This is a genomic window from Paenibacillus sp. FSL R5-0887 (assembly GCF_038002305.1).
GTDB classification, from domain to species: domain Bacteria; phylum Bacillota; class Bacilli; order Paenibacillales; family Paenibacillaceae; genus Paenibacillus_AQ; species Paenibacillus_AQ odorifer.
On sequence record NZ_JBBOCE010000001.1, the window covers coordinates 1,982,090 to 2,002,602 of the forward strand.

16 protein-coding genes are annotated in these 20,513 nt (G+C 44.1%); 2 read left to right on the forward strand and 14 right to left on the reverse strand.

What is annotated here, in order from left to right; genetic code table 11:
- Positions 1-18 precede the first annotated feature (18 nt).
- The 7 genes from MKY14_RS08875 to MKY14_RS08905 all read right to left on the reverse strand — a co-directional run bounded on the left by MKY14_RS08875 (position 19) and on the right by MKY14_RS08905 (position 6,781).
- Entirely contained in the window at positions 19-1,329 is a 1,311-nt protein-coding gene (locus tag MKY14_RS08875; protein WP_340976336.1) for a glycosyltransferase family 4 protein, read from the reverse strand.
- Positions 1,277-2,503 carry an O-antigen ligase family protein gene (locus tag MKY14_RS08880; RefSeq protein ID WP_340976337.1) on the reverse strand — a complete coding sequence of 409 codons (1,227 nt, stop codon included), beginning with the start codon at positions 2,501-2,503 and terminating at the stop codon, positions 1,277-1,279. The genes MKY14_RS08875 and MKY14_RS08880 overlap by 53 nt, the downstream gene beginning before the upstream one ends.
- Positions 2,504-2,579: 76 nt before the next feature.
- Positions 2,580-3,815 carry an oligosaccharide flippase family protein gene (locus MKY14_RS08885; protein ID WP_076281651.1) on the reverse strand — a complete coding sequence of 412 codons (1,236 nt, stop codon included), beginning with the start codon at positions 3,813-3,815 and terminating at the stop codon, positions 2,580-2,582.
- 5 nt (positions 3,816-3,820) lie between these two features.
- Positions 3,821-4,528: a CpsD/CapB family tyrosine-protein kinase gene (locus tag MKY14_RS08890; protein ID WP_076277771.1), complete on the reverse strand. Its 708-nt coding sequence runs from the start codon at positions 4,526-4,528 to the stop codon at positions 3,821-3,823.
- Entirely contained in the window at positions 4,476-5,234 is a 759-nt protein-coding gene (locus MKY14_RS08895) for a YveK family protein (RefSeq protein WP_076303331.1), read from the reverse strand. Before MKY14_RS08895 ends, MKY14_RS08890 begins: the two co-directional genes overlap by 53 nt.
- 251 nt (positions 5,235-5,485) lie before the next feature.
- Entirely contained in the window at positions 5,486-6,448 is a 963-nt protein-coding gene (locus tag MKY14_RS08900) for a permease prefix domain 1-containing protein (protein ID WP_076303332.1), read from the reverse strand.
- 6 nt (positions 6,449-6,454) lie between these two features.
- Positions 6,455-6,781: a PadR family transcriptional regulator gene (locus MKY14_RS08905; RefSeq protein WP_036688249.1), complete on the reverse strand. Its 327-nt coding sequence runs from the start codon at positions 6,779-6,781 to the stop codon at positions 6,455-6,457.
- A gap of 1,726 nt (positions 6,782-8,507) precedes the next feature.
- Between MKY14_RS08905 and MKY14_RS08910 the strand changes: the two genes are divergently transcribed.
- The gene (locus MKY14_RS08910) at positions 8,508-8,684 is read left to right on the forward strand and encodes a hypothetical protein (protein WP_340976341.1); all 177 of its coding nucleotides are present in this window, start codon (positions 8,508-8,510) and stop codon (positions 8,682-8,684) included.
- A 49-nt stretch (positions 8,685-8,733) separates the two neighbouring features.
- Here the strand turns inward: MKY14_RS08910 and MKY14_RS08915 are convergent, their stop codons facing one another.
- Positions 8,734-9,519, reverse strand: coding sequence for an SDR family NAD(P)-dependent oxidoreductase (locus MKY14_RS08915; protein WP_076304439.1), 786 nt, complete (start codon positions 9,517-9,519; stop codon positions 8,734-8,736).
- Between the two features lie 199 nt (positions 9,520-9,718).
- Between MKY14_RS08915 and MKY14_RS08920 the strand changes: the two genes are divergently transcribed.
- Positions 9,719-10,372, forward strand: a complete 654-nt coding sequence (locus MKY14_RS08920; RefSeq protein WP_076182436.1) for a TetR/AcrR family transcriptional regulator — start codon at positions 9,719-9,721, stop codon at positions 10,370-10,372.
- A gap of 137 nt (positions 10,373-10,509) precedes the next feature.
- Here the strand turns inward: MKY14_RS08920 and MKY14_RS08925 are convergent, their stop codons facing one another.
- From MKY14_RS08925 to MKY14_RS08950, 6 genes are all read right to left on the reverse strand, one after another.
- Positions 10,510-11,325 (reverse strand): ABC transporter permease, encoded by an 816-nt coding sequence (locus tag MKY14_RS08925; protein ID WP_076129863.1) that lies wholly within the window; start codon positions 11,323-11,325, stop codon positions 10,510-10,512.
- Between the two features lie 2 nt (positions 11,326-11,327).
- On the reverse strand, positions 11,328-12,359 hold the full coding sequence (locus MKY14_RS08930) for an ATP-binding cassette domain-containing protein (protein WP_076191003.1): 1,032 nt from the start codon (positions 12,357-12,359) through the stop codon (positions 11,328-11,330).
- Positions 12,360-12,468: 109 nt separating this feature from the next.
- A complete protein-coding gene (locus MKY14_RS08935; RefSeq protein ID WP_036688259.1) occupies positions 12,469-12,801 on the reverse strand; it encodes an ArsR/SmtB family transcription factor in 333 nt (110 codons plus the stop codon).
- Between the two features lies 1 nt (position 12,802).
- Entirely contained in the window at positions 12,803-13,225 is a 423-nt protein-coding gene (locus MKY14_RS08940; protein ID WP_339187474.1) for an SRPBCC family protein, read from the reverse strand.
- Between the two features lie 214 nt (positions 13,226-13,439).
- Positions 13,440-18,959, reverse strand: coding sequence for a discoidin domain-containing protein (locus tag MKY14_RS08945; RefSeq protein ID WP_340976343.1), 5,520 nt, complete (start codon positions 18,957-18,959; stop codon positions 13,440-13,442).
- Between the two features lie 31 nt (positions 18,960-18,990).
- The gene (locus MKY14_RS08950; protein WP_340976344.1) at positions 18,991-20,427 is read right to left on the reverse strand and encodes a glycosyl hydrolase family 28 protein; all 1,437 of its coding nucleotides are present in this window, start codon (positions 20,425-20,427) and stop codon (positions 18,991-18,993) included.
- Between the last annotated feature and the right edge of the window lie 86 nt (positions 20,428-20,513).

The window sequence follows — 20,513 nt, forward strand, 5'->3', positions numbered from 1 at the left end:
CGTATATGTGAGAATGAATTATCTATCTGCTGTCAGACCCGGTTGTAATTCAGACGGAAAAGGCTTTATCCCTGGTTCTTTCAGCGCTTCTATATAAATCGAGTCCATTTCACGAAGCACCGCTGGCAATCCATAGCGAATAATCCTGTCCTTGTTCGCCTTACCCATTGCTGCGGTCAAAGCTGCGTCCGCTCGCAGTTGAACCAGTGCTTTTGCCGTAGCGGCAATATCATCTACTGGAACCAACATGCCCGTTGACTCATGCTCAATCAAATCGCGAATGCCCCGAATATGTGTGCCGATCACGGGTTTGCCTGCTGCCATCGCCTCCATAATCGCCCGGGGTAACCCCTCACGATAAGACACAAGTGCCGCAACATTACACGCTTGTAGCAAATCCGGTATATCTCTTCGGAACCCCAGAAAATGCACCTGATCCCTAACCTCTAACCGAGTAGCAAGTTCTATAAGGGTTTGCTCGAAAGGACCTGTACCTGCGAATGCTAGATGAATATCGCTTGCTTGATCACCCAAATGATGTAGTGCTTCGATCAACTGTTTTTGGTTCTTGTTAGCATTTAACTCAGCGACGCAGAGAACAACGAATGAAGGATTATCATTGTCACTCTTAGGTAAATCAAATAGCTGGTGACGACTTTCCCCCATCATTTTTGCAATTTCATTATCCCCCTCACCGCTACCGTATACCTGAAGATCAAGCCCGACTCCGCTCACATAAGTTACTTTTTTTCGGACAGGGAATTTCTGAGCACGCTCATAATCTTCACTATTAATGGTGATCAGTACATCCGTCCAACGTGCCATCAAATACTCCAACGGATAATAAAGCATCCAATTCAGAAAAGGAGCACCTTTAAAAAAATGAAAACCATGAGCTGTATACAATACGCTAGGGACACCTGCTCTATGGGCTGCAATCCGTCCGAGAATCGAAGCCACTGGTGTATGTACATGGACGAACTGAAATTTTTCCGCTTGGAAGCTTTTCGTTAAGATCCGCAGAGCCGTCCAATTCTTCAACTGTAAAGGACTTCGTTGTATAGGTACGTCGTGACATACAATTCCCCGCCGTTCCAAGCGCTGTCTGGCTTCGCCCGGCTGAGCGTAAGCATGGACTTCACACCCTTTTTGCAGCAATAACACCATGTAAGGTAAATGAAAACTCTCGAAATGCCCATATATGGAGGCTACAAAAGCAACCTTTGCTTGTAAGCCACCCTCAGCTGGAATACTCCCGATGTCCTTACTTGAGCTTTTATTGAGGTTGCTCTGCTCGTTGTCGAAGCTTGCGCCCAGTTGACCGTTCAACGTGTTGGGTTCGATAGGGCATCTCTCCTTTCAGGTTTTTGTCTGTTAACCGGATGCAAGCTCCGTTCATCGCCATCATGAACCACCAATACCGCTGGAATAACGCCTCAATACCCATCGATAACCCAATCATCGCCGCATGGGACAACAGCAATGCCATAATAATTGGCCTATGAATGGGATCTGCTGCACGATAAGAACGGATACCCACAATGAAGAACCAAATCATAAATCCTCCATATACAATCAAGCCCAATAAGCCGAATTCAGTCAAAAACCATATTGGCGTGTTGTGGATAATAATGCGCAGTTCGTAATTATAGGAACCAAGCCCAATGCCTAATAATGGACTTTGTGCGATCCAATCCACCGCTTTGTCAATGATGTCAAGACGCGACTGGATCTGGGAAGGTCTGCTGGACATAGATTCCAGCACATTTAGATAAGCGGTGCCTTTATACAGCAGCAGAGCTATAAAAGCCACACCAAACCCCATTCCGATCTTGAGCAGTCTGGAAGGTTTGGTAATCAAAAGTGTAAGTAATACAAGGAAGAGACCAATCCATGACGAGCGCGAGAAGGTCATCATAATGCCCCCGGCTAAGCTTATCGTCGCTAGTATGCTGACCCATCCCCGCAGCAGCTTTATCTTCTCCCCACTCGTCATGATATGAATGGCAAAAGCCGTCACCAGCAATCCCCCGTATGCATTGGGATCAATTAACATGCCGGACAACCGCCCGTCTTGCACCATAAACGGAACCTTTACTCCGCTGAAAAAAGCGAATAGGGCAACACCATTTAAGAGCAGCACACTGATCAGGAAAAATCGGAGCATCTTATATAACCGTTCCCAGCTATCTACGGCTTGCACAAGCATGATGTAGGTCAACAATAGGAGTATGAATCCAATATCTTTTTGCAGTAAGGCGTATTGGGTTATGAAGCCGTTGCGCCAAATGGATACAAAGGAAGCTAGAACAAAAATGAACAACATGCCCCAATGCCATGAACTGAATATCCTCCGGTCCAATTTGAGATGGAATCCAGCGGCAAACAAACCTAATATTAAGAAGAGATCCGACGGGGCGATACGGAAGGCTCCACCAAAATCAAACTGTGCCGGAAGGCATATGATATACCCCATGACCGCAAACAGAAATAAATTGTGCATGGTGTAGGGCTTCCCTACAACAGATACAGATGTCATACAAGTCCCTACTTTCCTACTTTCCTATAAAACAAAGAACTTATGCTGCCGCTTCCGACTGTTCCCGATTTCTTACCTTTCCGATGACACGATACAGCACAACTACACTGCCAATCATCTGTACAAATAACGACGAACTAGCTCCCATCGCAGCACCTACTACCCCGTAATGAGGTACGAAGATCAGACAACATAAGCCATTAGTGAATGCTGTGCACAGAAACAATGGAATCTGGGCTTTGTACCTTCCGGTAGCCGTTATGGCGTACCACAGGTAGGATGAAATAAATACCAGCATGGTGGACGCCAGCAGCCAATGAAACAACCCTAACTCTCCTGCCACGTCTGAACTGAATAATAAGGTTAACAGCTTGTGTCCAAACAACCACCCTATCAAACAAGCGACCGCACTAAAACCCAAACCCATCGCTATCATTCGGCTGAGTAAAGTGACAAACTCCTTGTGTCTCCCGGCTGAATGCCACCTGGCAAGACGTGGTGTTATGGCTTCACCAAGTGCGGTGACGACAACATTACAGGCAACAATCATATATGAGAGTGAAGCATAAATACCTAAGTCATGCTCCCCTTTAAAATAGGAAATCGCGTATAATGGGATATTCGTATTTAACGACATCAACGCCAACACCACGCCTAGCGGTGAACTGACGATCAGTAAACTCCATAGGCTTCTTTTGTTGAAGAGTGGCCTGAGAGAAGTGTATATTCTCGCTTTACGAGCATCATATCCAATCGTTATCGCTAACCATCCGATAATCATGACTAACAAGGCAAGAATAAGGCTCTGTGTAGGGATAAATACGAGGATGAAGATTAGAATGGAGAATAACCCTTTTGCCATTCTGGAGATTGAGATTTGATCTAATCTCTCCTCCTTTTGAACGATGCCTAATAAAATATCACTGATTGATTCAACGATTCTATACAGACCGATGAAGAAAATAACCAATGCTGTATTCCAATCCAAACCACTCATTATGCAAAAACCTGCGGTAATCGTAAACGCAAGGGCGGTTGTTATCAGCCGTAAGCCCAGAAAGTCTCCAAAACTGTATTTCCCCGATGAATCAACGATTAATACGGAACGAAGATGTAGATGCGACAGCATAAAGATCGGAGCAGTAACTGCAAGCCCTAGCGAATATTGCCCCACGATTGCCGATGACCCGAATTTATTCAGCAGGATCACAATCACAAACTGAGCACCAGCGTAAGTGATATTCCCGAGCAAATAACGAAGAGAAGCAAATGACATAGACGTCAGACCATTCCTGAAGAAGAGGCCCACTCGGCAAAATCTTCACCACGAATCTTGGAACGCCTGCTCTTTTTCCGATAATTCAATACGGCTCCCAGTAAATGTGCTCCCTGCTGCTCTAACAAGTGCTTGGCAGAACTCGTGTGCTTTAAGAGTACTTTTCCGGATTTCACAACTAGCAATACCCCCTCAGTCATCGTTGCCAAAATAAGGGCATCCGAAAATGGCATTAATACAGAGGATGAGTCGATGACAATCGTATCAAAACGCACGCTCAGCTCTGCAAACAATCGCTTCATTCCTTCAGAGCCTAGTAATTCAGCGGGATTTGGTGAAATCGGACCAGAGGTCAATACAGACAAACCTTCTGCTTCCTCAATAGAAATAATGCAATCCTCTAAGCGGGTATGATCCACTAAGATACTGCTAAGCCCGATCCAATTAGGCAGATCAAATGCCTTATGCACCGTTGGCGTACGTAGATCCCCATCAATGAGTAGAACTGTCTTACCAGCTTCCGCCATGGCAATCGCCAGGTTTATCGCTACCGTTGATTTCCCTTCATCCGGAAGTGAGCTTGTGACTAATAAAGAGCGGATCTCTCCACCAACGCGGGTATAACGAATATTGGAGCGTATGCTTCGGAATTGATCTCCGTTAGATGACTTCGGTTGTTCCAGGCAATATAATTTTGGCGTTTTCTTCTTCATAACTTGTGGCTCCTTCTGCTGATTTGGTTTTCGCTTTATTCCGCCGTTTACGTGGCTTCAATTTGCCCACGGTTCCCAGAAGCGGAAGCTGCAAATCAAGCTGAATATCTTTGGCACTTCTCACGGGTTTCTCCATCAATTCCCGGAGGATAGAGATTGCGATCCCGGTAATCAGCGCCAATCCGAAGGCAACAGCCATATTGAAGACCGGCTTAGGTGAGACAGGATCAGAAGGAACCTTGGCACGGTCGAGAAATACAACATTCTCCACTCCCATAATCGATTGAATATTCGCATTAAAAGCTTCTCCGAAGCCATTCGCGATATCTGTTGCCCGTTGAGCTTTTGAATTGGTCACAATTACCGTTGTTACGAGTGATTCACTATTGGTTCTTGTCTTCACATTTTTGAGTAACTCTTCCGCTGTCATTTTTAGCTGCAGCTTTCTGACAACCTCTTCCGCTATCCTGCTGCTTCGAATGATCTCCCCGTAAGTGGTTACCAGTTTTTGTCCGGCCATAATGTCATTAATTGCTTTCTGCTGCCTGTCTCCTTGAATAAGTATAGAAGCTGTCGCCTCGTATTTCGGCTGTAAAACATAATAGCTAACACTACCAGCGAGCCCGACTGCAGCGATACATAATACAATAATGAACAGCAGCCTACGTTTTACTAGTTTCAAAATGCTGCCCAGTTCGAATTCCATCGATCATTTCTCCTAACTAGTTAATGTATTGTCGCCTCTTTAACAAGATTATTGTTGTATATTCATATTCTCTTTCTCTCAACATATGTCCAAGTCCGTACTTAAAATTTAAATGTCAAAATATTAAAGGGCTCATATAGCTCACCTGTTAAAATCCAACAAAAAAAGGCATTCTTCCAGCAAAATCAACTGGTAGAATACCTTACATATAAACTATCTAGTTCAGGAATGTACAAGTGCAGTCAACACCATCAGGAGATATCTTTACGTTTCAGAACATGATGAACATTGCTTAACATGCCGGATAGAACTCCAGCAATTGGGAATACTGCCCAATTGACGTCCCAGCGCCCATAGACAAAACCCGTGAACAGAAAAATCGCCGTCGCCAAAGGCCATAATACAGCCCCAACAACTCCAACAAATCGGTTCTCTTCCTGCTTCTCTGCAGTGATATTCGGCTCCTCCAGCAACTTCGTATAAGTACCCTGGATATTCCCGTAATAGATGAACAAAAACACCGCCACAGCTGCAATAAACAGAAAAGCAGCGACTCCATAGGGAGCATAGTCATCGTTGACATAGCTAGTGGTAAAGATAAAAGCCGGCGACAGCACGCATAGGCAGACTCCTGTAATCAGAGAAAGACGGTAAGTCGGAGCATAAAGACTTTGGCTGCGTTGAAGCGCCATTTTTAGAGCATAAGGCAGCTGAAAGCCTTGCTCCAGACTCTTAAAGCGATCCAGCTTCATTCCGCTGTGTATAAACATCCCGACCGCGATAGCGACCAGCACGAACATTCCGACCAGCCCCAGCATCGAACCTTTATCACTCATAACAGCCTTATTTTCAAATATTGTATCCAGGGTGATCAAAAACGCCACTCCGCATGCGCAGAGAAAAACGCCGATCCCCGTCCATAATCCAGCGCTTCGTCTGGCCGCCGCATAAGCGTAAACCTCTTCTTCCGTCAGCACCGGAATAGCCTGTTCTGGCGCAACCGGATTGATGCCAAGCTCCGCTGTCAGCTCTTCAATATTGCCGAATTCCGATATGACGATACCAATCGCCTCATTCTCCGACTTGCCAGCAAGCTTCAGCTCCAGGTACTTCTCCTCCATCCCTGATAGCAGCTCTTGCTTCAGATGTTCTAGTTCCGGAGTCTTTGGCAGACCCGCAAACATATTATCCAGATATACTATGATCGTCTCCATGCTCTATCACCACTCCTTGATAAATTGGTTTACAACTTGCTGTGTAACCTTCCATTCCTCACATTTTTCTCGGTAATAGGCGAGACCCAAAGAGGTAATCCGGTAATACGTACGCCGCTTGCCAAGACTCTCATCCAGATAAAAGGATTCTATATATCCGTTTTTCTCCAGTCGGGTGAAGGCAGAATATAACGTTGTCTCCTTCATGACATATTTCTCCTGCGTTAACTGCCTGATATTTTTGGAAATCTCGTACCCGTAAGATTCCCCGTCCAGCAGCATGTATAGGATCATCGTATCATTGTAGCCGCGTATAACATCACTGCTGATCAAAAATATCCCCCCATGATTACTTCATCTGTCGTAGTAGTTGCAGTATAACACAATTACTACGACAGATGAAGTAGTTAATGGAAAAATAGGCCAACATAATTTGAGGACCGATCCTTCCTTGATTAAATCACAATTGCTGTCTGCGCATGAGGTAGCTTCCAATACGGGGTTAGGTATACGAAGGTGCAGGCCAGTAGTGTTTGCGGGGACGATGGTGTTTACTAGTAGGCTGTTTGCGAGGGCGGGGGTGTTTACTAGTAGGCTGTTTGCGAAGTCGATGGTGTTTACCAATTGGCTGTTTGCAGGACGATGGTGTTTACTAGTAGGCTGTTTGCATAGACGATAGTGTTCACCAATTGGTTGTTTGCAGGACGATGGTGTTTACTAGTAGGCTGTTTGCGAAGTCGATAGTGTTCATCAATTGGTTGTTTGCAGGACGATAGTGTTTACTAGTAGGCTGTTTGCATATACGGTGACGTTTACCTACTCTTAGTTTGGCGGATGAGGTACTATCGGACTCAGTTGGCGTTATTCGAGGCATTTTACTACTTTTCAGGTTCTATCGGACCCCAATGCACCTATTGGCGCACAAAACATCATATTTAGGGCACTTTCTAGGGAATAGCTGCACTGGAGTCCGAAACTGCGCTGGAACAGGGAAAAACATACTAATAACGTCATTGGGGTCCGTTTGCCTTGCTTGCCCCAATATCTATTGAAGCAACAAACCAACGCTGGTTTGTTGTCCTTTTTATTGAACCTTAATACAATAAGGTTGACTGCAAGAACATAGGTGTTTACTTCCCCTTACTTTGGCGGACGAGCTACTATCGGACTCAGTTGACCTTATTCGCAGAAATCCCCCACTTTTCTGATCCTATCGGACCCCAATGCACCTATTGGCGCACAAAACATCATATTTAGGGCCCTTTCTAGGGAATAGCTGCACTGGAGTCCGAAACTACGCTAGAACTGCGAAAAACATACTAATAGTGTCATTGGGGTCCGTTAGCCTTGCTTGCCCCAATATCTATTGAAGCAACAAACCAACGCTGGTTTGTTTTCCTTTTTATTGAACCTTAATACAATAAGGCTGACTGCAAGAACATAGGTGTTTACTTCCCCTTACTTTGCCGGACGAGCTACTATCGGACTCAGTTGACCTTATTCGCAGAAATTCCCCATTTTGCTGATCCTATCGGACTCCAATGCACCTATTGGCGCACAAATCACCATATTCGAACCTACTTCTAGGGAATAGCTGCACTGGAGTCCGAAACTACGCTAGAACTGCGAAAAACATACTAATAACGCCATTGGGGTCCGTTAGCCTTCCTTGCCCCATTATCTATTGAAGCAACAAACCAACGCTGGTTTGTTGTCCTTTTTATTGAACCTTAATACAATAAGGTTGACTGCAAGAACATAGGTGTTTACTTCCCCTTACTTTGCCGGATGAGCTACTATCGGACTCAGTTGACCTTATTCGCAGAAATTCCCCATTTTGCTGATCCTATCGGACTCCAATGCACCTATTGGCGCACAAAACATCATATTTAGGGTACTTTCTAGGGAATAGCTGCACTGGAGTCCGAAACTACGCTAGAACTGCGAAAAACATGCTAATAACATCATCTGGGTCCGTACCACAGTGGATGATTATGAGTCGGCGGTGTGATTGAGATTTAGATGTCGATTGTTGATATTGATGTTGGTGATGTTGACGATGTTGATAGTGATGTTGGATGATGTTGATGTTGATGATGTTGGTGATGTTGGTGATGTTGATTTTGTTGATGTAAATACAAGCGAACGGAGTCAAAGTCAGCAAGTCAAAACACAAAACAGCGGTTCTCCCATATTGGGGAGAACCGCTGTTTTGTTGTTTTTTTATAATCAATGAAATAGTTAATCATTGCTAAGGAATACACCAACTTGAATACGTTGACCTATTAATGTCGTGTACGGAGCATACGTCCAACAAAATAAAGCATTTGTTTACGTGTGAAAAAACGTGACATTTGAGCAGAAATATAGTTTGTAAATCCTGGGACAGCAAATACTTTTTTAGCCTGAAGCGACCGAAGAGCCACTTGAACGACATTTTCTGGAGTGTCTCGTTTGCCTACCGAAGCCTCATCGGCTCCCACGACATTAAAAAATTCTGTTTCCGTAGACCCCGGACATAACGCAAGAAATTGTACGCCCCGTTTCCGATTTTCCTCCCATAGCGCTTGAGTAAATGATAATACAAAAGCTTTTGTCGCTCCATATACAGCCATATTAGGGAGAGGTTGAAATGCAGCTGTTGATGCAACGTTTATGATCACTCCACTTTTTCTATTTAACATCTCTGGCAAAAACAAATGGGTCAGATCTACAACCGCCAAAACATTTAGCATCACTTCTTCATGTTGTCTCGAACCAGATAGTTGTTCAAAAAGCCCATGCGTAGCAAAACCTGCATTATTAATAAGAATATCAACGTTCAAGCCACGTTCTACACATTGTTGATAGAGCCTTTCAGGGGAACCTTCTTGAGATAAATCAGCAACTAGAACCTCCGCTTGAATTTGAAATTCTCGTTTTAATTTTTCCGCTAAAGCAATCAGTTTATCTTCAGAACGGGCGACTAAAATTAAGTGACTTCCTTTGGCTGCAAGTTCTCGAGCAAACGCTTCACCTATACCCGAAGAAGCTCCGGTAATCAACGTCCATTTATTTTGAATTGTAATCATTGTTATCCTCTCTCCCTTTAACGACCATTTAGAAACAGTGTTTCAATAAGAATCATTGTATCCAAGTGAAGTTGCGTTGTCAAATAAAGTTCTACACATTTAATTATTGGCTATTTCTCTTCTACATCAGTAAAATAAGGTTTAGAAATAACGGCTATCTAAAAAAAGCTAAAGTAAAGTTCTAAGGAAGTGAAACTACATGCAAAAATCGTCCAAAATATCTTCTATAGATGCACAATCTGTTACAACCTACCCAAAAGCAAAACAACAGCATGCGGAAACATTAAGACTCAACATTATCGAAGCCGCTGCGGCCATTATGCATGAATCTGGACCCGAAGGTGTAACCATCCGTAAGGTTGCTGAAAAAATGGAATGTCCCACAAAAATCATTTATAACTTGTTTGGAAACAAGGAAGGTTTAGCGAAGGAGCTTTTTCTGCAAGGGTGTAAATTGTTGGCTGCTGCCTTTCAAGCGGTTCCAAAACAAGACAATCTAAATTTATATCTTCGCGAGCTTGGACAAGCTTATTGGGATTTCTCACGGAATCATACTAGCTATTATATGGTTATGTTCGGAGGAGCCTTTAGCGAATTCAAACCGGAGGAGGAAAGCTTACATGCTATCTTTACGGCACTACAACAAGTGATAGCCCTTATTACAGAAGCCATCGAACAAGGATTTATTAACGAAAAAGACCCTCTGCTTGTTGTGAACCTGGTGTGGGCGTCATTGCATGGCGTCATTCATCTGCATTTAGGGGGACATATTCAAAATGAGGAAACAGCTAAAATATTGTATGATAGATCGGTCTCCAATTTAATTCATACCTTCTTTAAAAAAGATAATTAATTCTAAAAAGGCCTCTTTGCAAGTCCCTACTCAATAAATTCAAGCCGTAATCTTGGGATATCCTTAGATCACGGCTTTTTTAACATGCTAAAAAAACACAAAAAAACGGCATTTCTGCCGCTTCTTCATCTCTCTAATTATGTCCGGCGCATATATGCACGCACAGTGATAGGTGCAAAAACCGCAACAATCACAGCAGCTCCGATAAGTGAGATAGCGAAATCCCAGCCTACGGTTCCAGAGTTAGCAAGCTCACGGACAGCTGACACAAGATGCGAGATTGGATTGACTTTGACAAACCATTGCAGCCAGTTAGGCATCGTATCTACAGGCACGAAGGCGTTGGATAGAAACGTGAGTGGGAACAACACAATCATTGATATCCCTTGTACGCTGGAAGCGGTTCGGGCAATCACACCAAAGAAAGCGAAAATCCAGCTAATCGACCAGGAGCAGACAATAACCAAAAGCGCAGCAATTGCGACATGCTCCAGACCGCCATCAGGTCGGTAACCCATAATATAGCCCATGACAAAAGTAAGCACAGTAGCGATCGTATATCGAATCGTATCTGCCAACAAAGCTCCGGCTAATGGGGCTATTCGGGCAATCGGCAATGACTTAAAGCGGTCAAACACCCCTTTATCCATGTCTTCCCGCAGTTGGACACCAGTGACGATGGAGGTCGTGATTACAGTCTGCACTAGAATACCTGGAATAATAACGGGCAAATAGCTCACTACATCTCCTGATATGGCTCCACCAAAAATATAAGTAAACATTAGTGTGAAAATAATTGGCTGCAGCGTTACGTCGAACAATTGCTCGGGTGTGCGACGGATTTTCAATATCCCGCGATAAGCCATCGTTAACGAGTTACGAACAGATTGTTTGAAGCTCGTATGGTTTTTCAATTGTCGGGTCGCACCTGGACTAATAGTAGAAGTTCTCATACTCATGCTCTTGCTGCCTCCTTATTCATTGATTCTTGTGATGCTTGGGATGCCTCATCCGTAACTCCATGGCCAGTGATCGTCAAAAACACTTCATCAAGCGTCGGTTTCTGCACACTCATCTCTGCGAGTGGAATCCCCGCTTCGCGGAGTGCAATAAGCAAATCAGTGACTAAATCAGCGTTCGCCATCGGTGCAGTAATTTTTCCAGCCTCATTCGGCACAATAGACTGGATATGCAGCACATGTTCCACAATCCGGCGCGCTTGAGCGATATCTTTAAGATTTTGGACTTTTAAGTGCAGCGAGGTGGTGCCCACTGAAGCTTTTAGCTCATCCACGGTGCCTTCTGCAACGACATGGCCATGATCAATAACTGCAATACGATCTGCCAGCTGATCGGCTTCTTCAAGATACTGTGTAGTTAACAGCACTGTTGATCCTGTGTTCACCAACCGACGAATGGTATCCCACATTTGCGAACGTGTCCGTGGGTCCAGACCTGTTGTTGGTTCATCCAAAAAGATAAGCGGAGGCTGGGCAATCAGACTCGCTGCAAGATCCAGACGTCGGCGCATACCACCAGAGAAATTTCGAAGCGGCCGTTTCGCCGCCTCCGTCAAACCAAACTCTTCTAACAACTCCGCTGCCTTTTGCCGCGCCTCTGCCCGCCCTAACCCTAAAAGACGTGAAAAGATAATCAGATTCTCTGTAGCACTAAGTGACTCATCTACAGAAGCATATTGTCCCGTAACCCCTATCAATTGCCGAACAATCTGCGACTCCTTTACCACATCATGCCCGAAGATTCGCGCCGCCCCCGCATCCGGACGAAGTAACGTAGCCAGCATCCGAATTACCGTCGTCTTTCCTGCCCCATTGGGACCAAGAACGCCGTAAATCGTGCCTGCCTTAACGTTTAGATTTACTCCATCAACTGCGCGATTGTCACCAAACGTTTTGACAAGCCCACGCGCTTCGACGGCCCAATCTCCAGGGTTGGGCTCAATTATTTTTTTGCGTTCATTTACCATTACAATTCCTCCAACGTTTTAGTTTGTATTGTGATGGTAACTCCCTTTTATAAACTGAATTTAAACAACACAAAAAACCGGGGAGCGCGATCTCACGCCTCCCGGTTTATTACTTCTCCTCTGAGTCAGCCTCAACATATTCTTTAAGCGCAAATAATTTATTAGCCCAGTAACCTTCAAAAAAGGCAAGCCAATCTTGCAGCTCCAGCAAAGGTTCTGGCTGAAGCTTATACCGGGTCTCCCGTCCGACTTTCTGACTGCTAACAAGCTGCGCATCGGACAATACCTGTAAATGCTTATTAACAGCGGTTCGGCTGATCGGGTAGCAATCCGTAATAGATGCTATAGACATTTCCTTATTAGCGAGCAGCTTTAGCAGACTGCGGCGGGTAGGATCTGCTATCGCTTGAAATACATCATGTCCTGCTTCTGCAACCGGCATATTAAGCCTCGATATAAGCAGGAAGTTTTTCTTGGACGATTTTTTCCCAGCCGCTGTTCATAAAGCCGCGTACGATTGGATGTGGTTGGCCAAATTCAGTAATTTTTTCAGGGTCCCATCCAGAATGAATCAAGGTAAATTCAGTTTTCCCTTCGATTTCTTTCAGTTCAAAAGCAAGATGCCAATCCTTCCCCCAATTAAAACCAACACGATTCGGAGGATCAACTTCGGTTACTTTACAAGGAGAATCTCCGAATTGTCCAGCATGCAGGATGAATTCATGCCCAACAACAGGCTCAAATGTACTAGGCATCCACCAGGCTGCCATTCCTTCTGCCGTGGCAACAGCTTTCCAAACCTTTTCTATTGGCGCATTTAGTAAAATCGTTTGACGAATTTCTTGTAAGGGTTCTTGAGTTTGCATAATAAATAGCCTCCAGCATTCATTTAATATAACACCTTTTGGGTTCGCTTTTCATTATAACACCTTTAGGTGTTATGTCAATTTACAGATTCCCCTAATTCTCCGTTCGTTATTCAACGTCTCAATCCCTCAATAATATCCTTTAACTGCTATAAAAAAGCCCATCCCTCAGTCATCCCGAAGAAAGGGCCTTCCTATTACATCAGCTCTATGGTCAGTTTCTTGGCTTGACAGTTACTGTGATTTTCTCGCTAGATGTCTCGCCTGATGCATTGACTAATACCGCGTAGTATTCATATACACCTGGTGTCTTATCTTTAAGTTTCGTAACTGTCATCTGAGCCGCAGGGGTAGCCGTGCTTAGTGTCTGTGTGTCGATTACTTCTCCATTCTCATACAAACGGTACTCAGTACCATTGGTTCCCCACCACATATTCATCACAACGTCGTAAGTTCCATCCCCACTCCAGTTGTCGTGGGATACTATAGGCTTGCCCGGCGCTGCATCTGTAACAGTAAGGATTAGCGGATCGCAGGTAGTCGAACCGAAGCTGTTGACTAGCTCGCACGTGTACGTGTAGGTTCCATTTGATTTGCCCACAATATCCGTACTCATGGCTTGTGCATTCGGTGAGCTGTCCGTCAGCATCTGGGTACTGATCAGTACATCGTTTTCATAGAGCTTAAACTCGGTACCGTTGTTCCCCCACCAAAGATTCATCGTGACGGCATAGCTACCATCTCGAAGCCCGGTGTCGTGCCCATTATTGTCAGATAACACTGGCTTTCCAGGGGCTCCACCAGCAAGCGGAGTTGTATTCTGGAGCCATTGTGACCAACGGACTAGAACCTCTGCCTGCTCAGAAGTGAACACCTGATTGCTCTGGAGATTCACTTCACTATTAAAAGCTTCCAGCAAGCTGTGAACTTCTGCGCCAGCATGCTGCTGAGCTTTTTCTTTGGCGATCGCCAGCTGCTGCTTAAGTGAATTGGTTACGTTTTCTAAATCTGGAGCACCCGTCTCAGCTGCAAAATTTTCGGTTAATGCCGACAAGCTGTCAAATGTCGCATATACACTATACGAATGCTCTGCCAGCCCGACATTGCCCGCCGCATCCTCGGCTTTCGCAGTTACATTATGAGTTCCCGCTTCCAGCGTATACGCTTTAACATCTGCGAGCGTTGAATCACATGGCGAATAAGTGATGCCTGATACAGTATCAGCTGCACTACAGGTGATGTTTAATGTCTGCTCTATGGTATAGGAACTCTCTCCTTTAATTACCACCTGTGGTGCGGTCCGATCAATCTTCATCACAGCAGTCTTCTGCGGCTGTTCCACATTACCCTCTCTATCAACGCTCCAATAAACTAACTTATGTGTTCCTTCATTGGACAAAATAACTGAATTCCCGGTTTGCTGCTCGCCATCGTTTACTGTGAAATAGGTTGCCGCAACACCAGAGCCCGCATCTGTAGCTGTGAAGGTTACCAACGTATCCTTGTTGGTCCAACCTTGTGGCGCATCATCCGTTGTCACCGGAGCTGTTGGGTCCGCCCCTTTCACTACGCCATAAAAGCGTAATTCCGCCATGTTTCCAAACCAATTACTACTATTATAGATCCGGATATAACGATAGGCTTCTGCGTTACTAATACTTAAGGTCTGCCAATCCATCGTTTTTCCTGCAGGAGAGGAGATTGTCGTCCAGCTTGTATGATCATTCGAACCCTGAACCACAGTCCCATTGATTCGTGTAAAATAATTATCTTGCCTGGAAAGCACCTCTGCCTTGGACAGCTGGACCCTATTCCCTTCTTTAAAATCAAACGTTATAAATCCTCCATATCCACTACCATTTACCCGAAAATCCGTAATTGTGCCTGCATTTCCATCGAATAATGATCCCGCAACATTCCTGAGATCGGTGGGTGTTCTCCCACTGGAATCACTTAAATTAGTAATCGCAAGCACATTACTAATCAACTCGGTCTCATCGGGAATGTACAGAGAGGAACCATCTGTAGTTGATGTTTTTTCCGGCCCCTCGATTCCCTCCTTTGACTTGTATTTAATACTAAAGTTCACAGGTCCAGGTTGTGCGTTATTGCCCATGACCGCTTCAGCCGTCCAATTGATCTTATCGACAGTAGAAACGGTTGCGACTTGATCCTGAATATTGACATTCACTTGGTTAATTGCATCGCTTGCTTTAAAAGACAATTTCACCGTGTCCCCAGGCACAATTCGTTTCTGGATACTTTGGTCGGAGCTAATGGACACCGCATCAAGCTTTGAATTGATTGTAACATCACCATACAAACGTAGTTCAGCCATGTTTCCATACCAGTTGTTTCCATTGGTGATGCGGATATAACGATAGGGTTCTGTGCTGTTAATCGTCAACTTCTGCCATTCCGGCGTATTTCCTGCTACATTAGAGATCGTGATCCACGTCACATTGTCATTGGAGCCTTGCACCACTGTTCCATTAATTCTGCCCGCATAATTATCTTGCCTTCCGATTACTTCTACCCTAGACAGCAATGCCTGGCCGCCTTCTTTAAAGTCAAAGGTTAGATATGCACCATAACCACTGCCATTTAAACGAAAATCAGTGATGGAACCTAAATGATTATCAAATAAAACTTTTGCTGTTGCCAAAAGATCAGCCGGATTTCTTCCACTGGAATCGATTAGGTTTGCTATCTCAAGCACATTAGCGACAAGTCCCGTCTGATCTGCAATGAATAAAGTAGAACCATCTGTTGTAAAAATAGTCTCTACTGCATCCGCTCCAGCTGCCGTTTTATAATTAATCTTAAATTTCACAGTACCTGATGGAACATTTTCATTCACCACAAGCATAGCTGTCCAGTTGATATTGTCCACAGAACTGACTGCAACAGGTTGACCCTGTATATGGGCCGTGACATTATGGATCATTTCTGTAGACTTAAAGGATAATTGAATCGTATCCCCTGGTATAATTCGATTTCTTAAGCTTTGATCCGAGTGAATGGACACGGACTCTAATTGATTTACTGTCTCATACCGCTGGCCAAAGATTCTAAATTCAGCAATTTCCAGCATAGTACTCGAAGGCTTTATCATTTCCATTTTCAAAAATCGGAATTTTTCATGCTCCAGGCCTGCTTGAACCTCAAGTCTCTGCATCTCTTCAGTAACTGTTGTCAAGCCGGGGGTTAAGCGGGTCCAATTTTCTTTGTCATTCGATCCGAACATTGCAACGCCGCCAATTCTCTCCGGAAAACTAGCTCTTACCTGAAGCTCAAAGCTTTCTGCTGATATTTGAAAATCCGGTCCTAAATCCATGTAATGCGCCCGATCCTGCGCTGTATAATACCCCACAAAACTATCATTTGTGTTGTCCAGCAGGTTCGGGACAGCGTTACCAAAGGTTGAGCTAACAAACATATTCGTAAAATTAACACTTCCATCTTTCATTAATGGCGTCAATTCTTTAAGACTTTGCACTGCGAGATTCAGGTCAAATAACTTCTGATAGAAGACCTCGTCAGTGGCAGTAGTAATTACATCCATTACCTCAGCGTGCACTTGCTTATAGTGAGCTAACGTTGCCGAAATGTAAGGCACATCAACATGATAAGGAGAAATGACGGCGTTGACGGCAGATTGCCGATCATTCGCTACTACAACACTAACATCCTTGGCTGTAACCGAAGTTCCATCTGCGGCACTCACTACAAAGGAGTAGGTTCCCGCATGTGCTCCAGACCAAGAGAAAACACCTGAAGTCTCATTGAACACTGCACCCTCAGGTAACTGATCCGCTTGATAGGTAACAACATCCGTTGCACCTGCGTCTGTCGCAGAGAAATCAAATTGAATTGCAGCTGTAGATCCCTCATAGGTAAATAAAGATACTGGTGCCTTTCCTGATGTAAATACTGGAGGGGTAAGCTGTGCCCCAGCTTTTAAATTAATATGGTCAATATCGACTGTTGTTCCATTTCCTTTTACATTAAAATAGACAAGATCGCTGAAGCCTTGGAACTCATTGAACTCATACTGAATATACCTCCATTGCCCCTTTGTATCAGGCAGCGTAACGGTATCGCCAAACACCTCCATGGTTGCTATGCCATTAGTCCGAATCTTAAAAGCAATGATTCGTTCGCCACTGCTTGCACCCACAAAAGCAATTTTACTGCCCTCATCTGTTGCGGTAATTTCAACGTAAGTAGTGTCTCCTTCTTGTTTTGTGGTGGAGTGACCATCAAGCTTCGTGTACCGGTCTTCTAGTTCTCTCAAATCTGGATTCGTTATCACCTTCGGCAAATTGAGCGTACCCTCGTCCTCTGCTTCTTTAGGAATGTACAGCCAATAATCCCCGCCTCCATCCGGAGACTCCCAATAGAAAGGCAATCGCTTAGCAAACATCTCGCTAAAATAAGGAGCTTCAACCTCCATATTTATTCCAGCTGTATATTTATAATAATAATAAAGATCATAGACATTACCGCCAATTCTCCCCCTGTAACCGCCAGCCAAGTGTTTATAGATAATCGTTGGATTTCCATTTACATCTGTATGTGCCGCCACTGGAATCCATGGTGTATCATGGCCAATCATATACTGCGCAAAGTAGTCGGCAGCTTTTAAAATCCGTTGATCTAGAAATTCATACGGCCCCACCGCATTTGGCGCACTAGAAACAGTCCCCTCTACCGGATTTACCTTTGTTTCCTGAGCCAATAATAAACGTGATAAAATCTCTACATTCGTTATATCCCCAGCGCCATGCGCCTGATCTCTGCCCATTTCAACATGCTGAACTACGGGTGGATTAACTTTTTCCCCTGTTACAATATTTGTATCAACCCATCTGAATAAAGCTTTTATCGCGCCATTTTGCCCCTGATCGACAGCGGTTTTATTGACGGTAAACCATTCAACTCCCTCATTGTACCTCTCTTTATTTCCTGTAAAAATATAACCTGACATAGCTCCAAGCAGCGGATAAAGATGCTGGTTCATAAAACGATCATTTGTGTGTTGGAACGTTTCAATAACCGGATTAATAAGATTATTCGTAAAATCAGCGACATCTTTTTCCGTCCATTTCAGCTCTTCAGTTTGAGCACTTGTGTACCTTAAGATTTCCGCCGCAGTAACCATTCGATTAAGTGGAATTCCTGTATGAATATGTGCATCATTAAAATACACGTATTTCTCAGGGTCCATCTGTGACCAAATCCGGATAATATGCATGGCATTGGCTCTGTAAACCTCATCACCCGATATTACATACAATAGAGCTTGTGTATAAGCCTTCAAACCATCCGCTATAAATCTTGAATTAAAGCCCTGGCTATTAAAAGCATCGCTCGCTGGTTTCAACGGATCCGCACCACTTTGATTGTTGGAAGTGACCGTCCTTGAAGCTGCCGGAGAGAGAAGCATCTGATTATAATAAGCGATCCAGGGTTCTTTTTGCGCCCGTACCTGTGTCCTAATATTCTCAAGAATATCCTTGGTCAGGCCAACACCCGGATGTTTGAATCCGCTTTCATCTATAACCTCATTAATGGTAGGTTGGTAATCCGTAATTATCGACAGCTCTGTCGATTCTACTGCGGCTCCTTCTGCCGATAAAGGCACTAGCGTTACCAACAAACTTAAGGAAACTGTGATCCTAAAAATACGTTTAAGCGATTTTCCAAAGAGTAGCTCTTTAAATGAATTCATTGTTCTCCTCCATTCATTTACATCCTCTGATTTAATGCAAATAAATACCGCTGGCAAATTCATTCACTACAAAATGTTTGTTATTCAGGTCGACAATAACCTCTCCATTAATCTGAAGATTATAAAAATAAATATCCTTCACACCTCTTTCCTCGTCATAGCCGAATATACAGGAAGGATTGATATTCTTCCCATTGTAGGTGATATCGCTAAACTCTATATTTTCGATACATCGTCCTGGCACCGGATTATAGGTTTTATTCCAGACCACGCGGACATCAAACAGCTGCCCCAGTTCAAAATCCTCCACCCGGATATTTTTGAAAGTAACCTTACGAACGGTATTGTTGTCCCCTGCACAGATTGCCATAACCCCCCAATAATTTTCCTGTGGCTCGTGATGCTCAAGCACATCGATATTTTCAAACCAAATATTTTCTATAAAATCGCCATTATGTTGGTGATCACCATGAATACCGACATGCATGGCATGAGCAACGTCCGCCCAGAGTATGGAATCTTTAACCGTGATATGGCGTGAGTCTCCATAATACTCTCCACGGCTGCCGTAAATGGCAATGCAATCATCAGAAGTTCTCAAGAACACATCTTTAATATCCACATTTGAGCTAGCCATCATATCAATTCCATCACACCAGCCGCGTGTACTGAAAGCTTTGAAGTTATGAATGCGGATATGCTTAGACGCTCCGATATATATACTGTAATGCGGAGGATCAAGCGTGATGATCCCTTCGATCTCAACCTGTTCAGAATGCTGGATTTGAACGCCTCTTAAATAAGTGGTTTTCTCCATATCCGCCAAATACAGAACACCTCTGCCGCGAACAACAACATTCTCAGCATGGTCAATCATTATGGATCCGCAAAGGATCGCGCCTCCGGCAATATAAACTGTGGTCCCAGAAGGGATATGCAGCATTGGATTCTCGAATTGATGAAGCCCGGGCATAAAATATATCGTTTGACGCTCCCCATTAGCCCTTTCTGACAAATGATGAACTTGTTCTGCGATAGCCGCAAATTGATGTATTCCTGGTTGGACAAGCACTACATTATCATCGTCAAGTTTAGGTGGGGCTGTCTCCAAGGGGTTGGCAAAAAGATGCAAGTTACTAAAACGTTCTCCATTGATTTCAATGGAAAGCTTACACGGGTGCTCCAATGTGAACAAAAGGGTATTCTCTTCGATTTGAAAGGGAATATGGGTTGCCAAAGGGCGAATAACCGCTTGTTCAATCTGCCGGTTATTACAATGAACAGAGACCTCCACCGTGCCTTCCATATCAAAATAAACCATCGATGTCGATCGAACCTGATGCATATCCACCTTTGCTTCAAAAACAAACAGTGCTTGCCATCCCCCACCAGGCTCTCGTACACTCACTGTAAAATCGTCTTTCCCCAGGGCTTCATTCGGCTGCTCATAAATAATTAATCCGCTCATTTCTACCTCCGTTATCTTAAAATCAACTCTCTTAAGGGTTTAATAAATAGGCTGGAGCAAGCTTTTGCTCCAGCCTATCATCCAGT

Bases quoted from the DNA above. Each gene is read 5' to 3' on its own strand.
- MKY14_RS08895 (WP_076303331.1), bottom strand. From the start codon at position 5,234: ATGGAATTCGAACTGGGCAGCATTTTGAAACTAGTAAAACGTAGGCTG.
- MKY14_RS08950 (WP_340976344.1), bottom strand. From the start codon at position 20,427: ATGAGCGGATTAATTATTTATGAGCAGCCGAATGAAGCCCTGGGGAAA.
- MKY14_RS08885 (WP_076281651.1), bottom strand. From the start codon at position 3,815: ATGTCATTTGCTTCTCTTCGTTATTTGCTCGGGAATATCACTTACGCT.
- MKY14_RS08930 (WP_076191003.1), bottom strand. From the start codon at position 12,359: ATGGTAAATGAACGCAAAAAAATAATTGAGCCCAACCCTGGAGATTGG.
- MKY14_RS08910 (WP_340976341.1), top strand. From the start codon at position 8,508: ATGTTGATAGTGATGTTGGATGATGTTGATGTTGATGATGTTGGTGAT.
- MKY14_RS08915 (WP_076304439.1), bottom strand. From the start codon at position 9,519: ATGATTACAATTCAAAATAAATGGACGTTGATTACCGGAGCTTCTTCG.
- MKY14_RS08925 (WP_076129863.1), bottom strand. From the start codon at position 11,325: ATGAGAACTTCTACTATTAGTCCAGGTGCGACCCGACAATTGAAAAAC.
- MKY14_RS08880 (WP_340976337.1), bottom strand. From the start codon at position 2,503: ATGCACAATTTATTTCTGTTTGCGGTCATGGGGTATATCATATGCCTT.
- MKY14_RS08900 (WP_076303332.1), bottom strand. From the start codon at position 6,448: ATGGAGACGATCATAGTATATCTGGATAATATGTTTGCGGGTCTGCCA.
- MKY14_RS08920 (WP_076182436.1), top strand. From the start codon at position 9,719: ATGCAAAAATCGTCCAAAATATCTTCTATAGATGCACAATCTGTTACA.
- MKY14_RS08940 (WP_339187474.1), bottom strand. From the start codon at position 13,225: ATGCAAACTCAAGAACCCTTACAAGAAATTCGTCAAACGATTTTACTA.
- MKY14_RS08935 (WP_036688259.1), bottom strand. From the start codon at position 12,801: ATGCCGGTTGCAGAAGCAGGACATGATGTATTTCAAGCGATAGCAGAT.
- MKY14_RS08945 (WP_340976343.1), bottom strand. From the start codon at position 18,959: ATGAATTCATTTAAAGAGCTACTCTTTGGAAAATCGCTTAAACGTATT.
- MKY14_RS08890 (WP_076277771.1), bottom strand. From the start codon at position 4,528: ATGAAGAAGAAAACGCCAAAATTATATTGCCTGGAACAACCGAAGTCA.